The sequence below is a fragment of the Streptosporangium pseudovulgare genome (genome assembly GCF_014648055.1).
Lineage (GTDB): Bacteria > Actinomycetota > Actinomycetes > Streptosporangiales > Streptosporangiaceae > Streptosporangium > Streptosporangium pseudovulgare.
This window is the reverse complement of the sequence record NZ_BMQJ01000006.1, coordinates 182222-202272: the sequence shown is the minus strand read 5'-3', so window position 1 is coordinate 202272 and position 20051 is coordinate 182222. Positions and strand designations below refer to the sequence as shown.

Sequence of the window (20051 nt, the reverse complement as noted above, 5' to 3'; positions counted from 1 at the left end):
CTCAGCCCCTGGCCAGCGGCAGGGCGACGGCCAGCACGACCAGGGCGAGCAGCAGCAGGTCCACGGCCACCCGGATGGTCCGGTACTTGGCCACGGCGAGCCGCGACAGCAGCCACACCTCGTGGGCGGCCTCCTGCAGCCGTCCGGTCTCCGACAGGTCGAGCCGGTACAGCAGCTCCGCGTCGTTCCCGGCGGCGGCGTGGACGACGAAGCCCGTTCCCCCGTCCCTAGGGATGCGCGGCCGGACCGCGGTCAGCAGCACCGCCGCCGCGGCCGCCAAGAGCGCCGCGGACGACCACAGACCGGCCGCGGCCGGTCCGGGCAGCCGGTCCGCGCCCGTGACGCCGAGGGCGGCGACGACCGCGAACGCGCCGCCGGCCCAGGACAGCAGCAGCCCGGACTTGGCGTCGACGCGGGCGAGCTCGGCGCGGACGGCGGCCGACTCCCGTTCGAGGACCTCCCGGGCCGCGGTGGGCCCTGACGGAGTTCGGCCGGTGGTTGGCATCATTGGATGTGCCTCCTGATCTGGATGGATGAGCGGGGCGAGCGGGCGCGCCCGGCGTGGGCGTTCTTGGCGGAGTGACCACGCTGGTGCGCGCCCGTCCGGAGGGTCAGCGGTCGGGCCGGTGCAGGGTGGGCAGCCACCGCCAGGAGGTCGGCAGGCAGCGGGGGCCGCCGAGGGCCCTGTGGGCGTGGCGGTGGCCCGCGGTGCCGACGCGGTGGCCGGTCGAACGGCAGATCCCGATCGATGCCCACCGGATGCGACGCGGCGGCAGGACGAGCGCGCGACGGCGCTGCCGGGAGGTCGGGTGGGTGGCTCCGATCCATCCGCCCCGCCGATAAGCGGTGCTCTCATGGGCCTCCAGCCCATGGAGCATGGCGCTCATGGCCGAGGCGCCGGGCAGGCCGATCTCGTCCAGCAGGCCGGCGCCTCGGGCGTCCGCGGCGTACTCCTGGCGGCGCGCCCAGTAGGCGCCGAGCAGGTGGGCTCCGGCGGCCACCACCGCGGCCGCGATGCCGAACATCACCTGGGAGGTGACGAGGGCGATGGCTGCGGCCGTTCCCGCAACGGCACAGGTCCGTTCGGCCCACGGGATCCGTCGCCGGTCGTGGTGGCCGAGTGCCACGTGGGCGATCTCGTGGGCCAGGGTCGCGGCCAGCACGTCGGCGGGGCCGTCCAGCAGGCCGGAGCCGAGTTCCACCATCGGGGTCCGGTGGCAGCGTCCGGTGTCGACGGCCGCGGCGTTGTCGCCGAGCTCATCGTCGATGTGGACCAGGACGCCGGGCAGCCCGGCGGCCCGGTGCAGGGCCCACGCCAGACCGGTTAGACCCTCCAGATCGTTGCCCGCGCGTGCCGGGGCGCGGCGGCCGGCGCGCGCGGCGGCTTCCTCGGCTGCGGCGTAGCGGATCATCGGGGTCAGGTCGGTGCGAGCGGCGCGGGCGAACAGGGCATCGCCGAGAGCGGTGTGGCGTGGTCCGGCGGCTTCGCCGGGGTCTGGTCGGTGGATCACCGGTGTCTCCTCGTTCGGGGTTCGGTCGGGTGTCACGGGCCGGTCGGCCGGGGTGTCACGCGGACGTCATGCCGGAGATTCGTCCCGTTGTGTCTGCTGTCACGGGAGGTGTCACGAAGGGGTGTCACGGGGTGTCACAGCGTCGCTGACCTGTGGTTCTCCACCTGTCACGCCGGTCGTGACACCCCGGCCCCTGTCACGGGCGCCGCTCCGGGATCGGGCGCACGGCACGTCTTCAAGTGATCTTGCTAGGCGGCCGCGAGAGCGCGGACGCGGTAGGTGCCCCGCTCCGGGTCGTGTTCCAGCTCTCCGGCCTCGACCCGGGCCTTGAGCGACTTCTGGATCCAGGCGCGGCCCATGCCGGTGGCGTCCAGGACGTGGCCGAGGTCCCGGGGCGCGAAGGGACGGCCGTCGGCGAGCGCGGCCAGGGCCCGGTCCAGGACCTCGCGGGCCTCGGCGGGGCTGAGCTTGACCGGCTCGCCGAGCGGGGTGTCCTCGACGTCGTCGAGCTCGGCGTCGATGTCCGGCTGAGGCCGGCCGGGGTCGGGGTCCTCGGTGCGCAGGTACTCGGTCGTCACGGCGGTGACCTCCAGGTCGTCGTCAGCGGCGGCCGGGACCGCGGTGAGGATCCCGGCTCCGTCCGCGGGGTGGTGGGGACCGGTACGGCAGAGCCTGGCGGTGGTGGCGTCCACCGGCTTGGCCGCGGCGGGCCAGGCGGCGGCGTGGGCGCGCATGGCGGCCACCCGGCGCTCGTCGGTGGTCCCCCAGTCGTAGACGCGGGCCGCCATCGCGATCCGCTCCGGAGCCACGCCGGGCACCTCGGCGTAGACCTTGCCGGGGTTGGTGTTCTTCCACCGTTCGGGCGCCGCCCCCGCGTCTCGCTGCGCGTCCGACAGGCCCCACCCGGCGTCGTGGCCGTTGGCGACGCCGAAGCACATCCACGCGCCGCCCTGGCCCTTGACCATGGTCGGCATCTGCGTGGAGTCGGCCCGCTGCAGCGACCAGACGATCGAGCCGCCCGCCGAGCGGATGGCCCGCATGAGGTTGATGAACTCCTCCATGTCGATGTGGTCGAAGACGTCGGCCGCCTCCTCGATCCACAGCACCATGTACGGCAGGCCGCAGCCCGGCGCCCACTTGAGCAGGTCCCGCGCGGCCAGGTCGTTGGTGCGCTCGGCCAGGATCGCCGACAGCTCGCCCATGAGGGTCCTGGCGCCGGAGACGGTGGACTCCACCCGGTGCAGGGCCGGGCGCAGCGGCCCGACCGTCTGCTCGCCCTTGGTGACGTCGACGAAGAGGACCACGACGTCGCGGCGAGTGATGATCTCGCCCAGGATCGTCCAGCCGCCGCCGGTCGACTTGGCCGATCCGGTCATGCCCATGATCTGCAGGTGGGAGCCGACGAGGCAGATCTCGAAGGTCGTGCCGTCCTGGAAGATGCCGATCCGCAGCGGCTCGGCGATGGATCCGCCCGGCCGGGACGGGCCCGGCCACAGGATCGGCTCCTCCAGCAGCAGCGGGTCCGACAGCGTGACCGTCGGAGTCCCGGCGTTGGCCGGGTTCGGGGTGGCCACCAGCGCCCCGGTGGGCAGCCGCCCGGCGGCCTCCATGGCCGGGATGCTCCGCTGCAGGTCCTCCACCGTGTCGCCGTCGGCCAGCTCGACCGCGCCGGTGATGCGGTGCGGCTCGGCCGTGACGGAGCCGACCCGCACCTCCATCCCGGCCTTCTCCGCGGTGCCGGTCAGCAGCCGCTTGAACAGGTCACGGCCGGCGGGCAGCGCACCGCCGAGATCGCCCGCGTCGTTCGGCCGGACGACGTTGCGGATGTTCCACGCCGCCGCCAGCGTCCCGCCGAGCCACAGCCCGAAGTCGAGGGTCGGCCGGGCGGTCGGCCCGGTGATGGTCGCGGCCAGCAGCCACCCGGACGCCACGGCGGTGGTGCCGGTGGACTGCAGGCGGCCCAGCACGTGCCGGTAGCGGGAGATGGCCCACGTCACCGCCGTCAGCCCGGCCCCGGACAGGGCGAGGCCGGCCGAGGCCCAGGGCAGCGCCTCCGCGGTGCCCCACATGCCGTGGGTGGCGGCGGCCACCGGGACCATCCCGGCCCCCGCCAGCCACGGCACCGCGTGCGGGGCGGCCTTGGCGATCCCGGCGGCGACGACGCGTTCCAGGACGTTGTCGTAGATCACGCCGCCCTCGGTGATGGCGCGGGCGGGCGCGGTGGTCTTCCTGCGGCCCATTGTGGTCCTCCTGTCGGATCGTGGCCGGGGCGCCGGACGTCGTCGGATACGAAGGCCGACCGCCCGTCTCAGGCGTCGAAGTCGAAGGACTTGACCTTCGGGTTGGGCTTCTTCTCGATGGCGGGCGCGAACTGGACCAGGAAGTCCTGCCAGAGCTTGACCATCTCGACGGCGCTGCCGCGCTGCAGCTCGGAGGCTCGGCGAGCCCGGTTCGCGACCCGGCGGGCACGGATCTTCACGTCCATCCCCATCAGCCACGGGTTGCCCCTGGCGGTCACGGTCAGCACCGCGGTGAGCTCCTCGGCCGCCCACTCCAACTCGCCGGCGAACTCCCGGGCCAGCGCCCGGCTCGCGTCGACGTACTGCTTCAGCGCGGCGGTCGATCGCAGCTCGATCGTCGACAGCTCGGGGATCGAGCTCTTCTTGCGGTCGGTGTTCTGCTCAGTCATCGGTCGGCGTCTCCTCGGTCGGCCCCGCCAGCGCGGGGCGGCGTTTCTCCGCGATACGGGCGGCGGTCCAGGCCAGCGGAGGCCAGCCCAGCCGGGCGCCGAACAGGTCGGTGAGGTTGACCAGGATCGGCAGGGCCAGGAAGGCGGCTGATGCCAGCGCGCCCGGCGGCCAGCCCAGCAGCAGCCCGGCCAGCAGGGCCGTGGTGGCCAGCACCGGCACCACGACCAGGGCCAGGACGAGCAGCGGCCGCAGCACGGCCCACAGCGCGGCGTACGGATCGCCGGGCCGTTCCCCGGCCGGCCGCCCCGCGTCGGTGACGACGTAGACCACGGCCGGTTCGCCGGACTCGCCCCGGGAAGGAGGAAGCCCGCTCATCACGCGCTCACCCCCGTCACCTGGGCGGGCCAGGCGAGCATGCAGGAGGCGACACCGCCCGCCGGTGTGCGCCGCCAGGTCAGGCCCGGCCCGCCGCCCGCCAGCGCGCGCACGACGGCCAGGCCGTACCCGCCCTCTCCGGCCGGGCGGGTCAGCTCCGGATCCCGCGTGCCGGTCTCCCCCGGCTGCTCGTCCTGACCGTCGTCCACACCCTGGTCGGCGACGGTGATCCGGACGCAGACCTGGCCGCACACCTGCAGCCGGACGACGAACCGGCCGCCGGCCCGGCCGGAGCGGGTGTGCAGCAGCGCGTTGGAGGCCAGCTCCGAGGCGCACAACGCGGCGTCCTCGGCGCGCGGGCAGCCTCTCAGCAGCGTCGTCACGAACCGGCGGACCTGCGGGACGGATTCCGCGCGACCGGCGAAGGACCTCTCGTAGACGGGGTTGTCCCCGGCGGCCGAGGTGTCGGCCAGCAGGTGCGACGGGCGCACCCCGACCGGCGGCAGCTGGCCGTTGTCGGCGAGCAGCTCCCGCACGTAGCCGACGGGGTCGGCCTCGCCGAGCCGCTCGGCGGCCACGCAGGCGCGGGCGGCCGCCAGAAGCTGGACGTAGGTGGCCTGCAGCAGCGCCAGGCGGTCCTCGACGGTCGAACCGCGGGCGGTGGCCTCGCTCAGGGAGCTCACGAGGCCACCTCCCCGAGGATCCGCTCGATCCAGGCGTCGACGTCGACCCTCTCGCACCCCATCGGGACCAGCCGGTACATCCGGTCGACGAAGTCCTCGACCTGGTCGCGGAGGGCGTAGACGACGAACGGGTAGCCGTACTCGGGACGCAGGACGACGACCAGATGGGTGCCGTGCTCGTGCGGTCCCACGATCACGTCGCACTGCCCGGCGGGACCGTGCAGGCCGTCCGCCAGCAGGTCCCGGGCGAACCCGTAGACAACGGTCTCACGGTGACCCTGCACGAAGGCCAGGCGGACCGCGCACGGGTCGGCGGCGTCGTAGGACAGCACCGCCGCGAGCGGGCAGTCGGGGCGGTCGGCCGCCCACAGGGTCAGGTCCTGGGTGATCCGACGGGCGCTCATGCCGCCTCCTCCGTACGGGTCTCGTCGCCTTCGCCGTCGTCCGTACGGCTCGGCGCGGGCCGTACGGGGTGTTCGTCCTCGCGGCCCGTACGGAGAGCGCGGACGGTCTCCCTCGCGGTCTCCGCGTCTGTACGGCCATCGCCTCGTGTCTCCGTACGGACGTCCTCGTCCGCCGGGTCGACCGGAGCCGTACGGGGCCGGTCGCCGTCCGCGCCGATCACGCCGTTGCGGGCGTCGCGCACGGCCTTCTCACACCAGGACCGGCGGCGGCCGGTGCGGAACTCCAGGTCGGAGTAGTCAGGGGTCCACTTCTCCCCGCGCCCGGCGGCGGCAAGGATCTGGTTGCGGAGGTCCGCCACGACGGCGTCGCGGTCGACCGGCGTCGGAGTCAGGGCCGGGGCCGTACGGGGCTCCAGCCGTACGGGCCGCGCGTCCTCCGCGTCCGTACGGGGTGCTTCCTTCGGTTCCGTACGGGCGCCGCCTTCGGCATCCGTACGGGCCTCCACCGCTGGGACGGGCCCGACCGGGGTGAGGTCCGTATGGACCGGCTCCGCCTGGACGCTCAGCGCGTGTTCGGCGGTGACGCGGTAGGCGACGTTCACCGCCTCGGTGATCCAGTACCGCAGGTCGCTGACGGCCTCGGCGGCGACGAACACCATGATCGGCGGAACCGAGTGCAGAAGGATCAGCGCGGGGCTCAGGGCCGCCCACGCCTCCCAGGTGTTCATCGTGTACGTGGCGGTGAGGGCCACCCACTTCAGCGCCCGCACCCAGGGGCCGGCCCTGAGCTGGTGACGGCTGATGACCTGCTCGCCGATCAGCGCGCCGATCAGGATGAGGGAGACCAGCGGATCCAGCAGCCAGGCGGACCACCAGGCCAGGGAGTACCGCTCGGCGTCTCCAGCGGCGAACTGCTGGACGTTGACGGCGGTGAACGCCAGGCCCAGGATCATGCCGGTCCAGATGAGCCGGTCGACCCAGGCGCGCATGCGCTCGATGCGCAGCGCCACCACGTCGGGGTCGACCTGGTAGGCACGGACGTCGGCGGCCGATCGGGCGGCGGCCGCGAGCCGCTGCGCCTTCGTCCGGGGACGGGTGGGAACGGCCGACGGATGGCGCGGCGGGACAGGGGAGGTCGCGGTCGTCTCGTTCACGCCTCCCACCGCCCGCCGCGCGGGCCGGCATGCCGGAGGGCACGGGCGATGAGGCGGACGTCTGCGGGGTTCCGGTGAGTGCGCGCCATGTCACGCCACCTCATCCGGGGTCTCGGACGCGGCCAGAACGAGGCGGAGGCGGTAGTCCTCGAACGCGTCGGCGGGGATCCGGAGCGTGCCACGCCGGTTGCCGACGCGGAACGCCCGCAGGCGCCCGGACTCGATCTCGCGGTAGACCGTCGACTGGTGGACGTCGAGGATCCGCGCGACCTCGGCGACCCGGTACGGCTTGCGCCGTTCCTGGTGCGGGACGGGCTCGTTGGCAGGCTCGGCCGAGGTCGCGGCGAACCCGGCCGCGACAAGGGCTCTGGCCATCTCCAGCACAGCGGGGGAGATAGTCTGCTCCTGCATCAGTGCTCCTTTGGCGAGGTTGGGCTGATGCGACGGCCCCGGCGGAGAGAGGTGTTGACGCACCTCTCGCAGAACCCGCTGGGGCCTCTTCAATTGTACGAGCCGACCATAACTCCTTAGCCGCTAAGGTAGCAAGGTTCTCAACGCGACTTTCCCAGGTCGATGCCCTCGCGGGACTCTTCTCAGTCGACGTCCTGCCGGTACATCAGCTCGTAGAGATGACCGCCCTTGACCAGGACCTGCACCTCGATCGGCCGCGTCTCATCGGTGTAGACGACCCGGAGCGTCCGGAGTACGGGCACGTCATCCGGCAGTTCCAGCGTCTCCAGCTCCTCCGTGGTGGGCAGGCGCGAGGAGAGCCGATCCACCCACTGCCGCGGCGGATGACCGAGCTCGGCGAGCAGCCGGGGCGAGCCACCGGGTATGCGTTTCCTGTCCATGAGGGGAGTGCCCTGGGCGATGCTCAGCGGGTGATAGATCCACGCCAGCTCGGCGGGCCGGTCGTCCAGCAGCAGCATCTGGTGGCGCAGGGAGACGGCCTCACCGTCGTCCAGGCCGAGCGCCTCGGCCACGGCCGCCGGCGGTGCGACCTCGGAGACGCCGAGCAGCCGGATCGCCCCCCGCTGCGAGCGCTTCGCGGCCTCGGTCATCCACGGGTACGCCTCGTCCCTAGCCGCCGGAGTCATGTAGGACGCCGGGGTGATGGCCAGTGAAGGCTCGTCACGGACGTAGACCCCGACGCCGGCCCGGCCGACGATAAAGTTCTCGTCCTTCAGGACGTTGAGCGTGCGCTGCACCGTCTGGCTGGTCACCGCGTACTGGGCCATCAACTGCTGCGTGGTCGGCAGGCGGGTTCCCGGGGCCAGGTCTCCCGACATGATGAGGGCTCGCAGCTCCGCCGCGATCTGCTGGTGACGGGGACGGCCGTCCTTCTTGGGCATGGGTGATCACACCTTGATCCGGTAGGTGAAGCGCCGCCCCTCGGGGCGCATCGTCATGAGCGACGTCTCGAACGGCGCCCCGTCGGCTGTGAAGACCGTCCGGACCAGCACGATCACCAGCGCCCCTTCGCTCAGCCGGAGGGCTTCGGCCTCCTCCGCGGTCGCGGGCCGGACGATCAGCTCCTCGTACGCCTCGGCCGGCGAATAGCCGAGCTCCGCCAGCAACGTCGGAGCCCCACCGCGGATCTTCGCCATCTGGGCGAGGCCCGTGCCCGCGGCCACGGACGACGGATAGTAGGAGTCGGTGAGCTCGACCGGCCGCTCGTCCACGAGCATCATCCGGCGACGGACGATCACCATGTCTCCGGCCGACAGCTCCAGGGACTCGGCCACCTGGGCGGGAGGGGCCATCTCCCTCACCTCAAGCAGCCGTTGCGAGCCGCTCTCCCCCTTCGCGGCGAGCTCCTCCGACCAGGCGTCCACCGCTCCGCCGGAACGCGGCGCCAGGTAGGACGCCGAGCTTCCCACCTCATCCTGAGGACTGCCCACCGTGATCAACTCCAGGGTTGCTTAGGTAGCAAGGTCGGATACATCAATGTCACTCTACTTGCAGCCCAATCGAGCAATCATCGGCCTGCACCGCGCCATGCACCTAGCTCAGCCAAGTCCTCTTTCTAGGGAGACTCCCGCGCCATGGCCTCCTCGTCGTGACCGAATAGCTCACCCCCACGGGCGTGGGGAGGACGCGGCATCCGCCCTGCTGCACGATCTCGATCGCGGCTCACCCCCACGGGCGTGGGGAGGACTCCAATGGGAACCCCTGAAGGGGGCTGTCACCCGGCTCACCCCCACGGGCGTGGGGAGGACCCCACCCCAGAGCTGTGTCCCTGGATCGGTGGCGGCTCACCCCCACGGGCGTGGGGAGGACGTGGCCGTCGAGATGACGAGGTTGTGGCATGACGGCTCACCCCCACGGGCGTGGGGAGGACTCCTGCCCAGCGGCGATACCACGGGCGAGCTGCGGCTCACCCCCACGGGCGTGGGGAGGACAGCAGCCCGGCCGCGGCGACGATGAGCGTGAGCGGCTCACCCCCACGGGCGTGGGGAGGACTCGCCGTGCTCACGCAGGATCGCGAGGTTGGCCGGCTCACCCCCACGGGCGTGGGGAGGACGCGGTGTCGGTGGCCATCTTCAGCCCCAGGGTCGGCTCACCCCCACGGGCGCCCGTGGGGGTGAGCCGTGCGAGACGTCCGCCGCCAAGCGCGGCCTGGCGTCCTCCCCACGCCCGTGGGGGTGAGCCGGTCGAGGCCGCCGGGGTCGAGCTGGCCAACGGTCCTCCCCACGCCCGTGGGGGTGAGCCGCTGAACGTCCCGCTCGGGCTGAGGGAGACTGTGTCCTCCCCACGCCTGTGGGGGTGAGCCGACCCAGGTGGTCTCCGGCTGGGTGATGTCGTCGTCCTCCCCACGCCCGTGGGGGTGAGCCGGCGTGGAGCTGGGCGGCCTCGTGCGCGGCCTTTTCCTCCCCACGCCCGTGGGGGTGAGCCGACGGTGCGGCTGCCCGCCCTGACCCCAAGGCCGTCCTCCCCACGCCCGTGGGGGTGAGCCGGGCATCTACACCTGCCCCGGCTGCTCGTCACAGTCCTCCCTACGCTTGTGGGGGTGAGCTGAGCCTCAGTCGACGTCCAGCCAAGGGGCCTCCTGGGCCCTCAGGAGATGGGCGAACGGTTCAAGTCCCCCCTCGGACACATTCGATGGCTCAGGAGTCCTGGTCGCTGGAAGAGCGGCCAGGACTTCGTGCTTTCCGGGTCGTGAACCGGTCGGGGACCCGGGATGTCGTGGGTCATGGTCTTTCCGACGAGGCCCGCCGTCCGGAGCGTTTCCGGCGGCGTCCGGCGGGGCGGGCGCACCGGGAGGGGCGGTCCGTGGTGGGATGCCGCCGGCTCACCGTCCGGTCACATCCTGAGCCGGAAGGGCAGCAGGGCGACGACCACGTCGAGGTGCTCCCGCAGTACGAGGGCCATGAAGAGGCCACGCTGGTTGTGCAGTATCCGGTAGCGGAAATGCCTCGGCTCGATGAGGGGGATGAGGACGATCACCCGCCTGCCCGTGGCGTCCGCCGCGCGGACGTACTCCAGAACGGGATGCACCACCGTGCGGTGGGGGTTCACGATGGTCTCGAGCCGGACGCCCGGATCCCACCTCGCCCACTGTTCGCGCATGCGGTCCGCGCCCGCGGAGTCGAAGCACACCGTGACGGCGACGACCTCTCCGCCGAGCGCCAGGCCCGCGCTCAGGGCCCGCTCCGTCATGGCGGTGACGGCGCCGACCGGGATGATGACCAGCTTCTCCCGGCCGGCCGTCCCGGCGGATCCGGTGGGCTTGGCCGGTATCCGGTGTGTCCCCAGTTCGGCGCCGATCTCGGTGTAGTAACGCTGGATCCGGCTGAACAGCAGCATGAGCAGGGGGACGACGATGACGACGACCCAGGCGCCCTCCCGGAATTTGGAGACGAGCAGCACCAGGGCGGCGACGCAGGTGAGCAGGGCGCCGATGCCGTTGAGCATCACGTTGCCGATCCAGCGTGGCGGGCGCAGGCTCCACCAGCGTTTGACCATGCCGACCTGGCTGATGGTGAAGCCGGTGAACACCCCGATGGCGAACATCGGGATGAGTTTGTGGGTCAGTCCGCCCACCGCGATCAGCAGCACGGCGGCCAGGACCCCCACGACCGCGACGCCGTAACGGTAGACGGGGCGTTCGGTCCGCAGCGTGAACAGATGCGGCAGGCGGTCGTCACGGGCCAGCAGGCTCAGCAGGACCGGCAGGCCGCCGAAGCTGGTGTTCGCGGCCAGGGCGAGGCCGAGCGTGACCACGATGTTGGTCACGTAGTACGCCCAGCCGGTGCCGTAGGAGCCGGCCACGAGCTGGGAGAGGATGGTGACCCCCTCCCGGGGCAGCACGTGGTCCCGGTGGATGAGCAGCGCCAGTCCGAGCAGCATCGAGCCGAGCAGCAGTCCGAGGATCAGCTCGGCCCGCCGTGCCCGCACGGTCCTGGGCTCGCGGAACATGGGAACGCCGTTGGCGATGGCCTCGACGCCGGTCAGTGAGGAGCAGCCGGAGGAGAACGCCTTCAGGATCAGCAGCGCCCCCAGCGTCTCGGTCACGGGAACGGTCATGGGCGCTCCCACCACCGCCACCGGCCGGGAGCGGGCCAGCCCCAGTATCACGACGCCGACGATGCACACCACGAACAGGACGGTCGGCGCCATCAGCACCCGCGCGCTGTCGGAGATCCCGTACAGGTTGACGACCGTCAGCAGCGCCAGCCCCGCCAGGCAGGTCTCCGTGAGGTACGGGGCCAGAACGGGGAAGGCCGAGGCCAGGCTGGCGGCCCCGGCCGCGAGGCTGACCGCCACGGTGAGCACGTAGTCGACGATGAGCGCCGCGGCGGCCAGCATGCTCATCCGTTCGCCCAGGTTCTCCTTGGCCACCCCGTAGGAGCCGCCGCCCTGGGGATGCGCGGCGATCACCTGGCGGTAGGAGAGCACGAGCACCATGAGCAGTCCCACGATGACCAGAGTGATCGGCAGTGTGCCGCCCACCGCGAGCGCGCCGGCGCCCGCCAGGACGAGTGCGATCTCCTCGGGCCCGTAGGCGACCGAGCTGAGCGCGTCCAGCGACAGTGCGGCCAGTCCCTCCAGGCTGGTCAGATGCTGCCTGTCCCCTTCGCCGTGTCGCAGCTGGAGCCTGCGGCGGGCGATCGGGGTCCTGGAGCCCCGGCGTTTCCACCGCGGGAGTGAGGGCATGTCACGAGGCCTTCATGACGCCCCGGAGCCCGTCCTCCGGTCGGCCGTTCTCCTGATCGTGGGACCGGCGGCAGAGGAGGAGGACCGGGAAGAGCTTCCGTTTCCCACCGGCACGGGCGTTCCTGGCTTTTCACTGGTTGACATTTTCCCACTTACGTTTCGACGTCCGCCCGGATTCTCCGAATTCGCCGGTGGCCTCAGTCATGGCTAATACCCGCATATCTGGTCAATGCCATGAATAAAATGATTGACCAGAGCATGACCTTTTGCGGTTTTTGTTGGTCCGAGGGCCCGGGAATCATCGCCGCAGCGCGTGGGGTCCCCTCGCCCTGATCACACCGTCGGAGTCCAAGGGGTTGGCGTCTTTGTCCTCGGCACCCGCACCACCGGATCCGGCGGAGCAGACGACCCACCCGGAGAGGCCGCGAGGCCTCGACTTTCTGCGCACCGTTCCGAAGGGTGTCGCACAGGTCGATTTCCAGTCGAGTCTCTGGACCGGCCTGGTGTTCCTTGTCGCGTTGTTCGTGGGGGGCTGGCAGTTCGGTGTCTTCGGGCTGCTGGGGACGGTGGTCGCCACGCTCACCGCCCACCTGTTCGGCGTCTCCTGGCCGGACCGGGTCTCGCCGGGCCTGGAGGGCTTCTGCGGCACGCTGATCGGTGTCAGCCTGGTGCTCTATCTGGACGTCCGGTGGATGACGGTCGCGCTCGTCGTCGTCGGCGCGATCGCCGGAAGCGTGCTCACCTCGGCGCTGAACGTGCTCCTCACGCCGTACCGCCTGCCGACCCTCACCGCGCCCTTCTGTGTGATCACCACGGTGATGGTGATCGGAGGGCCGTCCTTCCACCGGATCTGGGCGGGCCACGCGGGCGCGGCCCCGCCGTCCGCCACCGCTCCCGGCACCGCGATGACCTGGAGCCACTTCTGGCAGGGCACCTTCAACGGCGTCGGCCAGGTGTTCTTCCAGAACAAGTGGTACGTCGGCGTGATCTTCCTGGTCGGGCTGTTCGTCAGCGGATGGATGACCGGACTGGTGGCGTTCGTGTCCAGCCTGATCGGCCTGCTCACCGGCTGGGCGCTGGGCGCGCAGGCCGCGGACCTGGGAGCGGGACTGTACGGCTACAACTCCGCGCTGACCGGGCTCGCGTTGTTCGGCACCTTCATCGCGGTCACCCCGGTGAGCGCCGCCTACGCCGTGATCGGCGCGGTGTCGGCGGCGGGGCTGACGGCCGGTGTCGGCAATCTGTTCCGGGTGGTCGGAGGCCACACTCTCACCTGGCCGTTCGTACTCGTGACCTGGGTATTCCTCGTCGCCGTCCCGATGTTCAACAAGATCAAGCGCGCCGGATGACCGTCGATGGCCGCGGGCGCGGAAAGGACCGTCAATGAACCTCACACCGCGAGAGATGGACAAGCTGGTCATTTTCACCGTCGCGCAGATGGCACAGCAGCGCCGGGATCGGGGCCTGAAGCTCAACTACGCCGAGGCGGTGGCGCTGATCAGCTCGGCGATCGTGGAGGCGGCCCGGGACGGCAAGACCGTCGCGGAGTGCATGGAGCTGGGCAAGCAGGTCGTCGGGCCCGACGACGTCCTGCCCGGTGTGCGCGGCATGATGAAGCTGATCCAGGTGGAGGCGGTCTTCGACGACGGCACCAAGCTGGTCTCCTGCCACGACCCGGTGGGCGGGAAGTGAGGCCGGACCGTCGCAGGGTCCTGCTGGTCGGCGGGCACGAGAGCCGGGACGGCCGGTGCCTGACCGGCCTGGTGGGGCCGGACGGTCCCGAGGTCCGCGCCGTGGGCCGCGACCTGCACGCCGCGCTCGCCGGCCGCGACCGGATCGTGGCGGTGCCGATGACGCTCGGGCGGGACCCGGAACTGCCGGCCGTCGCCGCGCAGACCCTGAGGTGGGCGGCTCGTGAGCGTGCGCCGGGGGACCTGCTGCTGGCCGGGCCGCTGGGCACGACCGGGCATCTGGTCGGCTGGATCAGGGGTGCGGTGACCCGGGCGCTGCGCGACGGGCCGCCGCGGCAGGCGGTGCTGCTGGTGGCGCCGGCGGCCGGGCCCGAGCCGGACGCGGAACTGTTCAGGGTGGCGCGGCTGGTGCGGCAGTACACCTCCGTGCGCTGGGTGGAGGTCGCGCTGATCGGCGGTGACCCGGACGTGGACGAGGGCGTGGGACGCTGCCTGCGACTGGGGGCCGACGGCGTCGTGCTGGTGCCCGCCTCGTTCGTTCCGGTGGCCCCGCGGCCCGGCGTCCGGACCGCGGGCCCGCTCCTGGGGGCCGCCTCGCTCGCCACGCTGGTCCGCGAGCGGGTGGCCGAGGCGGAACACCGGTGGGACCGGTACGGCGACGACGGGCTGGCGACCGTCCACCACGGCCACGGCCACGAACACGGCCACGGCCACGGCCACGGCCACGAGCACGGCCGTGAGCACGGGCACGGCCGCGGCCATCGCGACGAGCATGACCACACAGATCGTCACCGGAACCCGTCCGTACCGGTGACGGCGGACCTGAAGGGGGCGGCATCCCATGTCGGATGACGTTTACATGTACGGCGAAGGGCAGATCGAGCTGAACGCCGGCCAGCCCAGGGCGACCATCACGGTCCACAACACCGGCGACCGCGCCGTTCAAGTCGGTTCCCACTTCCACTTCTTCGAGGTCAACCGGGCGCTGAGTTTCGACCGCGACGAGGCGTTCGGCAAACGCCTGGACATCCCCGCCGGGACAGCCGTCCGGTTCGAGCCCGGGGACACCAAGCAGGTGACCCTGGTCGAGTACGGCGGCGGTCAGCGGCTGGTGGGCTTCGGCGGTCTCCTCAACGGCAGCGTCCGCTCCGGCGAGGCGCACCGCAGGGCGCTGAAGAGGATGCGCGAACGCGGCTACCACGACGAGCCCGGCACGTCCGGCACGTCCGGCACGTCCGGCACGTCCGGCACGTCCGGCACGTCCGGCACGTCCGGCACGTCCGGCACGTCCGGCACGTCCGAGGAGAAGCCGGCCAGGAAGTCGAAATCCCAGAGCTCCGGGAAGAAGGGCTGAACCGCCATGGCCACGATGAGCCGCAAGCAGTACGCGACGATGTACGGGCCGACGGTGGGCGACAGGCTCCATCTGGGGGACACCAACCTCATCGCCGAGGTGGAGAAGGACTACACCGAGGGGCACTACGGGGACGAGACCCAGTACGGCGGCGGCAAGACCGCCCGGGACGGGATGTCGGCCGACCCGGCCTCGGACAGCTCGGTCGCCCTGGACCTGGTGATCACCAACGCGGTGATCATCGACCCGGTGCTGGGCATCGTCAAGGGCGACATCGGCGTCAAGGACGGGAAGATCGCCGGGATCGGCAAGTCCGGCAACCCGCACACCCAGAACGGGGTCGACCGGCGCCTGATCGTCAGCGCGAGCACCGAGGTGCTCTCCGGTGAGAACCTCATCGCCACGCCCGGAGGGATCGACACGCACGTCCACTTCCTCACCCCCCAGCAGGCCCAGCACGCGCTGAGCAACGGGATCACCACGCTGGTCGGCGGCGGCACCGGCCCGGCGGACGGCTCCCGCGGCTGCACCACCACGCCCGGCCCGTGGAACATCTCCCGCATCCTCCAGGCCTACGAGGCCGTCCCGATCAACATCGCGGTGTACGGCAAGGGGAACAGCAGCCTGCCGGCCCCGCTGGAGGAGCAGATCCGGGCCGGGGCGGCCGGCCTGAAGGTGCACGAGGACTGGGGCACCACCCCCGCCGTCATCGACTGCGCGCTGTCGGTCGCCGACGAGCTCGACATCCAGATCAACATCCACACCGACACGCTGAACGAGGCGGGCTACGTCGAGGACACCATCAACGCGATCAACGGCCGCACGATCCACACCTACCACTCCGAGGGCGCCGGCGGCGGGCACGCCCCCGACATCCTGCGGGTCACCGGCGAGCCCAACGTGCTCCCGGCCTCCACCAACCCGACGCTGCCGTACACCGCCGACTCGGTGGACGAGCTGCTGGACATGACGATGGTCTGCCACCACCTCAGCTACGACGTGCCCGAGGACGTGGCGTTCGCCGAGAGCCGGGTGCGCGCCGAGACCATCTCGGCCGAGACCGTGCTGCACGACCTGGGCATCATCAGCATCATCGGGTCGGACTCGCAGGCGATGGGCCGGGTGGGCGAGACGTTCACCCGGGCCTTCCAGGTGGCCCACCACAACAAGGACAAGCGGGGGACGCTGCCGGAGGACTCCGCCCGCAACGACAACTTCCGGGTGCTGCGCTACCTGGCCAAGGTGACCATCAACCCGGCCCGCGCCTCCGGGATGGCGGACACGATCGGCTCGCTGGAGGACGGGAAGCTCGCCGACATCGTGCTGTGGCCGGTCCACTCCTTCGGGGCCAAGCCCGCCATGGTCGTCAAGGGCGGCCTGATCAGCTGGGCCCAGATGGGCGACCCGAACGCGTCCCTGCCGACGCCGCAGCCGGTCTACTACCGTCCCACGTACGGGGCCTTCGGCAGGGCGCTGTCGAGCACCTGCGTCACCTTCATGTCCGGCGCCGGGATCGAGGCGGGCGTACCGGAGAGGCTCGGCCTGCAACGGCTGATCCGGCCCGTACGGCAGTGCCGTACCGTCGACAAGCGCCACATGATCCGCAATTCCACGCTCGCCCGGATCGAGGTCGATCCCGAGACCTACCGGGTGACCGTCGACGGGGAGCCCGCGCACATCGAACCGGCCAAGAAGCTGCCGCTGAACCGGCTGTACTTCCTGGCATGAGCGCACCTCCCGGCACCGGCGATCTGGACCCGCTGCTGGCCCAGTTCCAGCTCACCGACTCCGGTTTCCCCAGCGGGATGTACACGTTGTCGCACGGGCTGGAGGGGTACGTCCAGCTCCGGATCACCGGTCCGGAGAACCTGCGTGAACTGCTGACCGACCTGCTGTACAACGCGGTGGGCCCGGCGGACGCGGCGGCCCTGGTGCTGGCGCACCGCGCCGCCGGCGAGGGGGACTGGGAGCGGCTGGTCCAGGTCGACCGGCGGCTGCACGCGATCAAGCTCAACAGCGAGCAGCGGGCCGCCTCGGTGCGGACCGGCCGGCAGGTCCTCGACACGGCGGCCTTCGCCTTCCCGGTGCCGGAGGCCGCCCGGCTGGCGGAGCTGGTGGCGGAGAAGGCCACACCGGGCAACCACGCGGTCGTGGTCGGCGCGCTGTACGCGGGGCTCGGAGTGCCGGTGGCACACGCGGTCGCCGCCGACCTGTACGCCTTCGCCGCGAGCTGGACGGCGGCGGCGGTGCGGCTGGGCCGTACCGACTTCCGCCGCGCGCAGGGGCTGCTACGCGAGATCCGCCCGGATCTCGCGCGGGTCGCGCGGACGGCGCTCGCCGCCGGGGATCCGCGGGACCTGCACGGCGCGGTGCCCCTCGCCGACGTCGTCTCGGCCGCGCACGAGCGGGCGGAGGCCCGCCTGTTCGCCACCTGATCCGTTCGTACGTGGGAGGAACGAGATGGAGCTGGAGAAGGTCTTCAAGGTAGGGATCGGCGGCCCCGTCGGATCCGGCAAGACGGCGCTGATCGAGGCGCTGGTCCCCCACCTGCAGGCCCGGGGGCACCGCATCGGTGTGATCACCAATGACATCTACACCCAGGAGGACGCCGAGCACGTCCGCCGTACGCTGGCCGGGACGCTCGATCCCGAGCGGATCGTGGGCGTCGAGACGGGGGCCTGCCCGCACACCGCGGTCCGGGACGACCCGACCATGAACCTGGCGGCGGCCGCCGAGATGCTCGACCGCTTCCCCGACCTCGACATGCTGCTGTTCGAGAGCGGCGGCGACAACCTGACGCTCACCTTCAGCCCGGCGCTGGCCGACGTGTACATCTTCGTCCTGGACACCGCCGAGGGCGAGAAGATGCCGCGCAAGCGCGGTCCGGGCACCACGGACTCCGACCTGCTGGTCATCAACAAGATCGACATCGCCCGGTACGTCCGCACCGACCTGGGGGTCATGGAACGGGACGCGCGGGCGGTGCGCGGCGACGGTCCGGTCGCGCTGACCGACTGCCTCACCGGCACCGGGGTCCCCCAGGTCGTCGACTTCATCGAGGCGCGGGCGGGAGCGGCGTGCACCTCGCCGGCGTAGGGACGGTGGACGGCTCACGGAGGACCGGCGACCGCCTCTCACCGGAGTGGTACCTCCCCGGCTGGGTGCCCGAACCGGTGCGGCGGCACGCCGGCACCCCGGACATGCTGCCGGTCGGCAGCCCCGGCAAGGTCGGGATCCTCGACCTCGCGTTCGAGCGGATCGGCGACCGGACGGAGCTGACCGGCCACTACCAGAAGGCGCCGCTGCACATCACCCGGCCGCTCTACCGTGACCCCGAGGACCCGGGCCTGCCGTACGTCATGATCATGTCGTCCGGAGGCGGGGTCCTCCAGGGGGATCGCTACCGCGTCGACGTCTCCTGCGGGCCGGGAGCGGCCGTGCACCTGACCACCCAGGGCGCCACCCGGCTCTACCGGATGGAGCAGGACTACGCCACGCAGCTCGTCCGCCTCACCGTGGGGCCCGGCGGTCACCTGGAGTACCTGCCGGACAGGACGATCCCGTTCGGCGGCACGCGGTACTACCAGCGGATCGACGTCACCGCCCACCCCGACTCCACCGTCGTGCTGGGCGAGACGTTGCTGGCCGGCCGGCTCGCCCGGGGGGAACGGCACGCGTACACGGCGTACTGCGGCGACGTCGAGGTACGCGACACCGCGGGGCGGCTGCTGTTCGCCGACCCGCTCCGCCTGGTGCCGGGAGAACGGGCGGTGACGGGACCGGCGGTGATGGACCGGTACGGGGTCCTGGCGTCCCTGTACGTCGTCACCGGGGCGCGGCCCGCGCGGATCCTGGCCGACGCGATGCACGAGGCGCTCACCCGCACCGGGTCGCGAGCCGGGGCCGGCGTCCTGCCGGGCGAGCGGGGCGCCTGGGCCCGTGTCCTCGGTGAGCGGTCACCCGAGGTCGAGGCCGCCTTCGGGCAGGCCCTGGACACCGTCCGCGGGCTGCTGCCGGGAACGTCCGCGCCCGCCCCGCGCGGACGCTGACACCGGCCCGGTGCTCTCGACGGCGAGAAGACCTGGAGGAGGAGGCCATGGAGTCCCCGGGAAGGGCGGAGGGGCATCTGCTCCATCGTGAAAGAGCCGAGGCGTCCGTCCTGGACCGGCGCAGGGAGGGGCCGCCCCGCCATCCGGGGGTCCGGCCCGGCGCGCTCCTCGACATCGCCGTCGGAGGAGCGGTCGGGGCCCTGCTGCGTCACCTGATCACCGAGGCGATGCCCGGGGGGCGGGGAGGCTTTCCCTGGGGGACCCTCCTGGTGAACGTCCTCGGCTGCCTGTTCATGGGGACGCTGACGACGTACCTGCTCAAGGGCCGGCCGCATGCTTTCGCCCGCCCGCTGCTGGTGACCGGCTACCTGGGCGGTTTCACCACGTTCTCCCATCTCATCGACGGGATACACGCCCTCGGCCGCGCCGGGAGCTGGGACCTGAGCGTCACCTACGCGGTGGTCAGCGTGGTGGGCGGCTGGATCGCGATCGTGGCGGGGCTCAGGCTCGGGAGGCTGGTGCCGCACCGCGCGGACGGGTCCGGAGGCGGCGCGCCATCATGATCATCCTGCTGGTGCTCATCGGAGGGGCCTTCGGCGCCGTGCTGCGTTACGTCCTCGACGCGGCGGTCAAGAAGCGGTTCGGCAAGGCGTTCCCCTGGGGGACCCTGACGGTCAACCTCCTGGGCGCGGGGATTCTGGGGGCGCTGCACGGAGCGGGCGTGGGGATCGGGGCGGAGGCCCTGGCCGGCACGGGCTTCTGCGGCGCGCTGACGACGTTCAGCACCTTCGAGCTGGAGACCGTCCACCTCTTCCAGGACGGGAGGTACGCCAGGGCCGTGACGAACGTGCTCGTCTCCATGGTGCTCGGCTTCATCGTCCTCACGCTCCTGTACATCGCGTTCCGGGCGGTGTGACGGCCGCCCGGCCGGGCGCGGTCCGGTCCGTCCCCGGGCTCCCGGGTGAGCCGGCACGCTCCGGCGG

General features: G+C 71.9%; 22 protein-coding genes and 1 CRISPR repeat array. Of the genes, 10 read left to right on the top strand and 12 right to left on the bottom strand.

The window, feature by feature from the left end:
* Nucleotide 1 precedes the first annotated feature (1 nt).
* The 12 genes from IEZ10_RS14490 to IEZ10_RS14435 all read right to left on the bottom strand — a co-directional run bounded on the left by IEZ10_RS14490 (nucleotide 2) and on the right by IEZ10_RS14435 (nucleotide 11974).
* Entirely contained in the window at nucleotides 2-508 is a 507-nt protein-coding gene (locus IEZ10_RS14490) for a Pycsar system effector family protein (RefSeq protein WP_189247010.1), read from the bottom strand.
* A 103-nt stretch (nucleotides 509-611) separates the two neighbouring features.
* Nucleotides 612-1511: a M48 family metalloprotease gene (locus tag IEZ10_RS14485; protein WP_189247009.1), complete on the bottom strand. Its 900-nt coding sequence runs from the start codon at nucleotides 1509-1511 to the stop codon at nucleotides 612-614.
* 248 nt (nucleotides 1512-1759) lie between these two features.
* A complete protein-coding gene (locus IEZ10_RS14480; RefSeq protein ID WP_189247008.1) occupies nucleotides 1760-3751 on the bottom strand; it encodes a hypothetical protein in 1992 nt (663 codons plus the stop codon).
* Between the two features lie 68 nt (nucleotides 3752-3819).
* Nucleotides 3820-4200 carry a TraA-like protein gene (locus tag IEZ10_RS14475; RefSeq protein WP_189247007.1) on the bottom strand — a complete coding sequence of 127 codons (381 nt, stop codon included), beginning with the start codon at nucleotides 4198-4200 and terminating at the stop codon, nucleotides 3820-3822.
* Nucleotides 4193-4576: a hypothetical protein gene (locus tag IEZ10_RS14470; protein ID WP_189247006.1), complete on the bottom strand. Its 384-nt coding sequence runs from the start codon at nucleotides 4574-4576 to the stop codon at nucleotides 4193-4195. The genes IEZ10_RS14475 and IEZ10_RS14470 overlap by 8 nt, the downstream gene beginning before the upstream one ends.
* Nucleotides 4576-5259, bottom strand: coding sequence for an ATP-binding protein (locus tag IEZ10_RS14465; protein ID WP_229811258.1), 684 nt, complete (start codon nucleotides 5257-5259; stop codon nucleotides 4576-4578). Before IEZ10_RS14465 ends, IEZ10_RS14470 begins: the two co-directional genes overlap by 1 nt.
* Nucleotides 5256-5663, bottom strand: coding sequence for an SsgA family sporulation/cell division regulator (locus IEZ10_RS14460; protein WP_189247005.1), 408 nt, complete (start codon nucleotides 5661-5663; stop codon nucleotides 5256-5258). Before IEZ10_RS14460 ends, IEZ10_RS14465 begins: the two co-directional genes overlap by 4 nt.
* Complete coding sequence (locus IEZ10_RS14455) at nucleotides 5660-6817, bottom strand: hypothetical protein (RefSeq protein ID WP_189247004.1); 1158 nt, start codon at nucleotides 6815-6817, stop codon at nucleotides 5660-5662. The genes IEZ10_RS14460 and IEZ10_RS14455 overlap by 4 nt, the downstream gene beginning before the upstream one ends.
* A 90-nt stretch (nucleotides 6818-6907) precedes the next feature.
* Nucleotides 6908-7228: a helix-turn-helix domain-containing protein gene (locus IEZ10_RS14450; RefSeq protein ID WP_229811257.1), complete on the bottom strand. Its 321-nt coding sequence runs from the start codon at nucleotides 7226-7228 to the stop codon at nucleotides 6908-6910.
* Between the two features lie 182 nt (nucleotides 7229-7410).
* Nucleotides 7411-8169, bottom strand: coding sequence for a GntR family transcriptional regulator (locus IEZ10_RS14445; protein WP_189247003.1), 759 nt, complete (start codon nucleotides 8167-8169; stop codon nucleotides 7411-7413).
* Between the two features lie 6 nt (nucleotides 8170-8175).
* Nucleotides 8176-8718 carry a GntR family transcriptional regulator gene (locus tag IEZ10_RS14440; protein WP_229811256.1) on the bottom strand — a complete coding sequence of 181 codons (543 nt, stop codon included), beginning with the start codon at nucleotides 8716-8718 and terminating at the stop codon, nucleotides 8176-8178.
* Nucleotides 8719-8885: 167 nt separating this feature from the next.
* Nucleotides 8886-9341: direct repeats of the CRISPR family, unit length 29 nt; unit sequence CGGCTCACCCCCACGGGCGTGGGGAGGAC.
* A gap of 779 nt (nucleotides 9342-10120) precedes the next feature.
* Complete coding sequence (locus IEZ10_RS14435) at nucleotides 10121-11974, bottom strand: APC family permease (RefSeq protein ID WP_189247002.1); 1854 nt, start codon at nucleotides 11972-11974, stop codon at nucleotides 10121-10123.
* 440 nt (nucleotides 11975-12414) lie between these two features.
* Here IEZ10_RS14435 and IEZ10_RS14430 point away from each other — a divergent pair, with 440 nt between their 5' ends.
* From IEZ10_RS14430 to crcB, 10 genes are read left to right on the top strand one after another with little or no spacing between them, the layout of a single operon-like run.
* Nucleotides 12415-13323 (top strand): urea transporter, encoded by a 909-nt coding sequence (locus IEZ10_RS14430; protein ID WP_189247147.1) that lies wholly within the window; start codon nucleotides 12415-12417, stop codon nucleotides 13321-13323.
* Between the two features lie 34 nt (nucleotides 13324-13357).
* Nucleotides 13358-13666 carry an urease subunit gamma gene (locus IEZ10_RS14425; protein ID WP_189247001.1) on the top strand — a complete coding sequence of 103 codons (309 nt, stop codon included), beginning with the start codon at nucleotides 13358-13360 and terminating at the stop codon, nucleotides 13664-13666.
* Nucleotides 13663-14517 (top strand): sirohydrochlorin chelatase, encoded by an 855-nt coding sequence (locus IEZ10_RS14420; protein WP_189247000.1) that lies wholly within the window; start codon nucleotides 13663-13665, stop codon nucleotides 14515-14517. Before IEZ10_RS14425 ends, IEZ10_RS14420 begins: the two co-directional genes overlap by 4 nt.
* Nucleotides 14507-15019 carry an urease subunit beta gene (locus tag IEZ10_RS40550; protein ID WP_189246999.1) on the top strand — a complete coding sequence of 171 codons (513 nt, stop codon included), beginning with the start codon at nucleotides 14507-14509 and terminating at the stop codon, nucleotides 15017-15019. The genes IEZ10_RS14420 and IEZ10_RS40550 overlap by 11 nt, the downstream gene beginning before the upstream one ends.
* Before the next feature lie 6 nt (nucleotides 15020-15025).
* Nucleotides 15026-16747 (top strand): urease subunit alpha, encoded by a 1722-nt coding sequence (gene ureC, locus IEZ10_RS14410; protein ID WP_189246998.1) that lies wholly within the window; start codon nucleotides 15026-15028, stop codon nucleotides 16745-16747.
* Nucleotides 16744-17454, top strand: a complete 711-nt coding sequence (locus IEZ10_RS14405; RefSeq protein ID WP_189246997.1) for an urease accessory protein UreF — start codon at nucleotides 16744-16746, stop codon at nucleotides 17452-17454. Before ureC ends, IEZ10_RS14405 begins: the two co-directional genes overlap by 4 nt.
* Before the next feature lie 25 nt (nucleotides 17455-17479).
* Entirely contained in the window at nucleotides 17480-18115 is a 636-nt protein-coding gene (ureG, locus tag IEZ10_RS14400) for an urease accessory protein UreG (protein ID WP_189246996.1), read from the top strand.
* A gap of 5 nt (nucleotides 18116-18120) precedes the next feature.
* Nucleotides 18121-19068: an urease accessory protein UreD gene (locus IEZ10_RS14395; protein WP_229811254.1), complete on the top strand. Its 948-nt coding sequence runs from the start codon at nucleotides 18121-18123 to the stop codon at nucleotides 19066-19068.
* 47 nt (nucleotides 19069-19115) lie between these two features.
* Nucleotides 19116-19631, top strand: coding sequence for a fluoride efflux transporter FluC (locus tag IEZ10_RS14390; protein ID WP_189246995.1), 516 nt, complete (start codon nucleotides 19116-19118; stop codon nucleotides 19629-19631).
* Nucleotides 19628-19984, top strand: coding sequence for a fluoride efflux transporter CrcB (gene crcB / locus IEZ10_RS14385; protein WP_189246994.1), 357 nt, complete (start codon nucleotides 19628-19630; stop codon nucleotides 19982-19984). Before IEZ10_RS14390 ends, crcB begins: the two co-directional genes overlap by 4 nt.
* The last annotated feature ends 67 nt before the right edge of the window (nucleotides 19985-20051 follow it).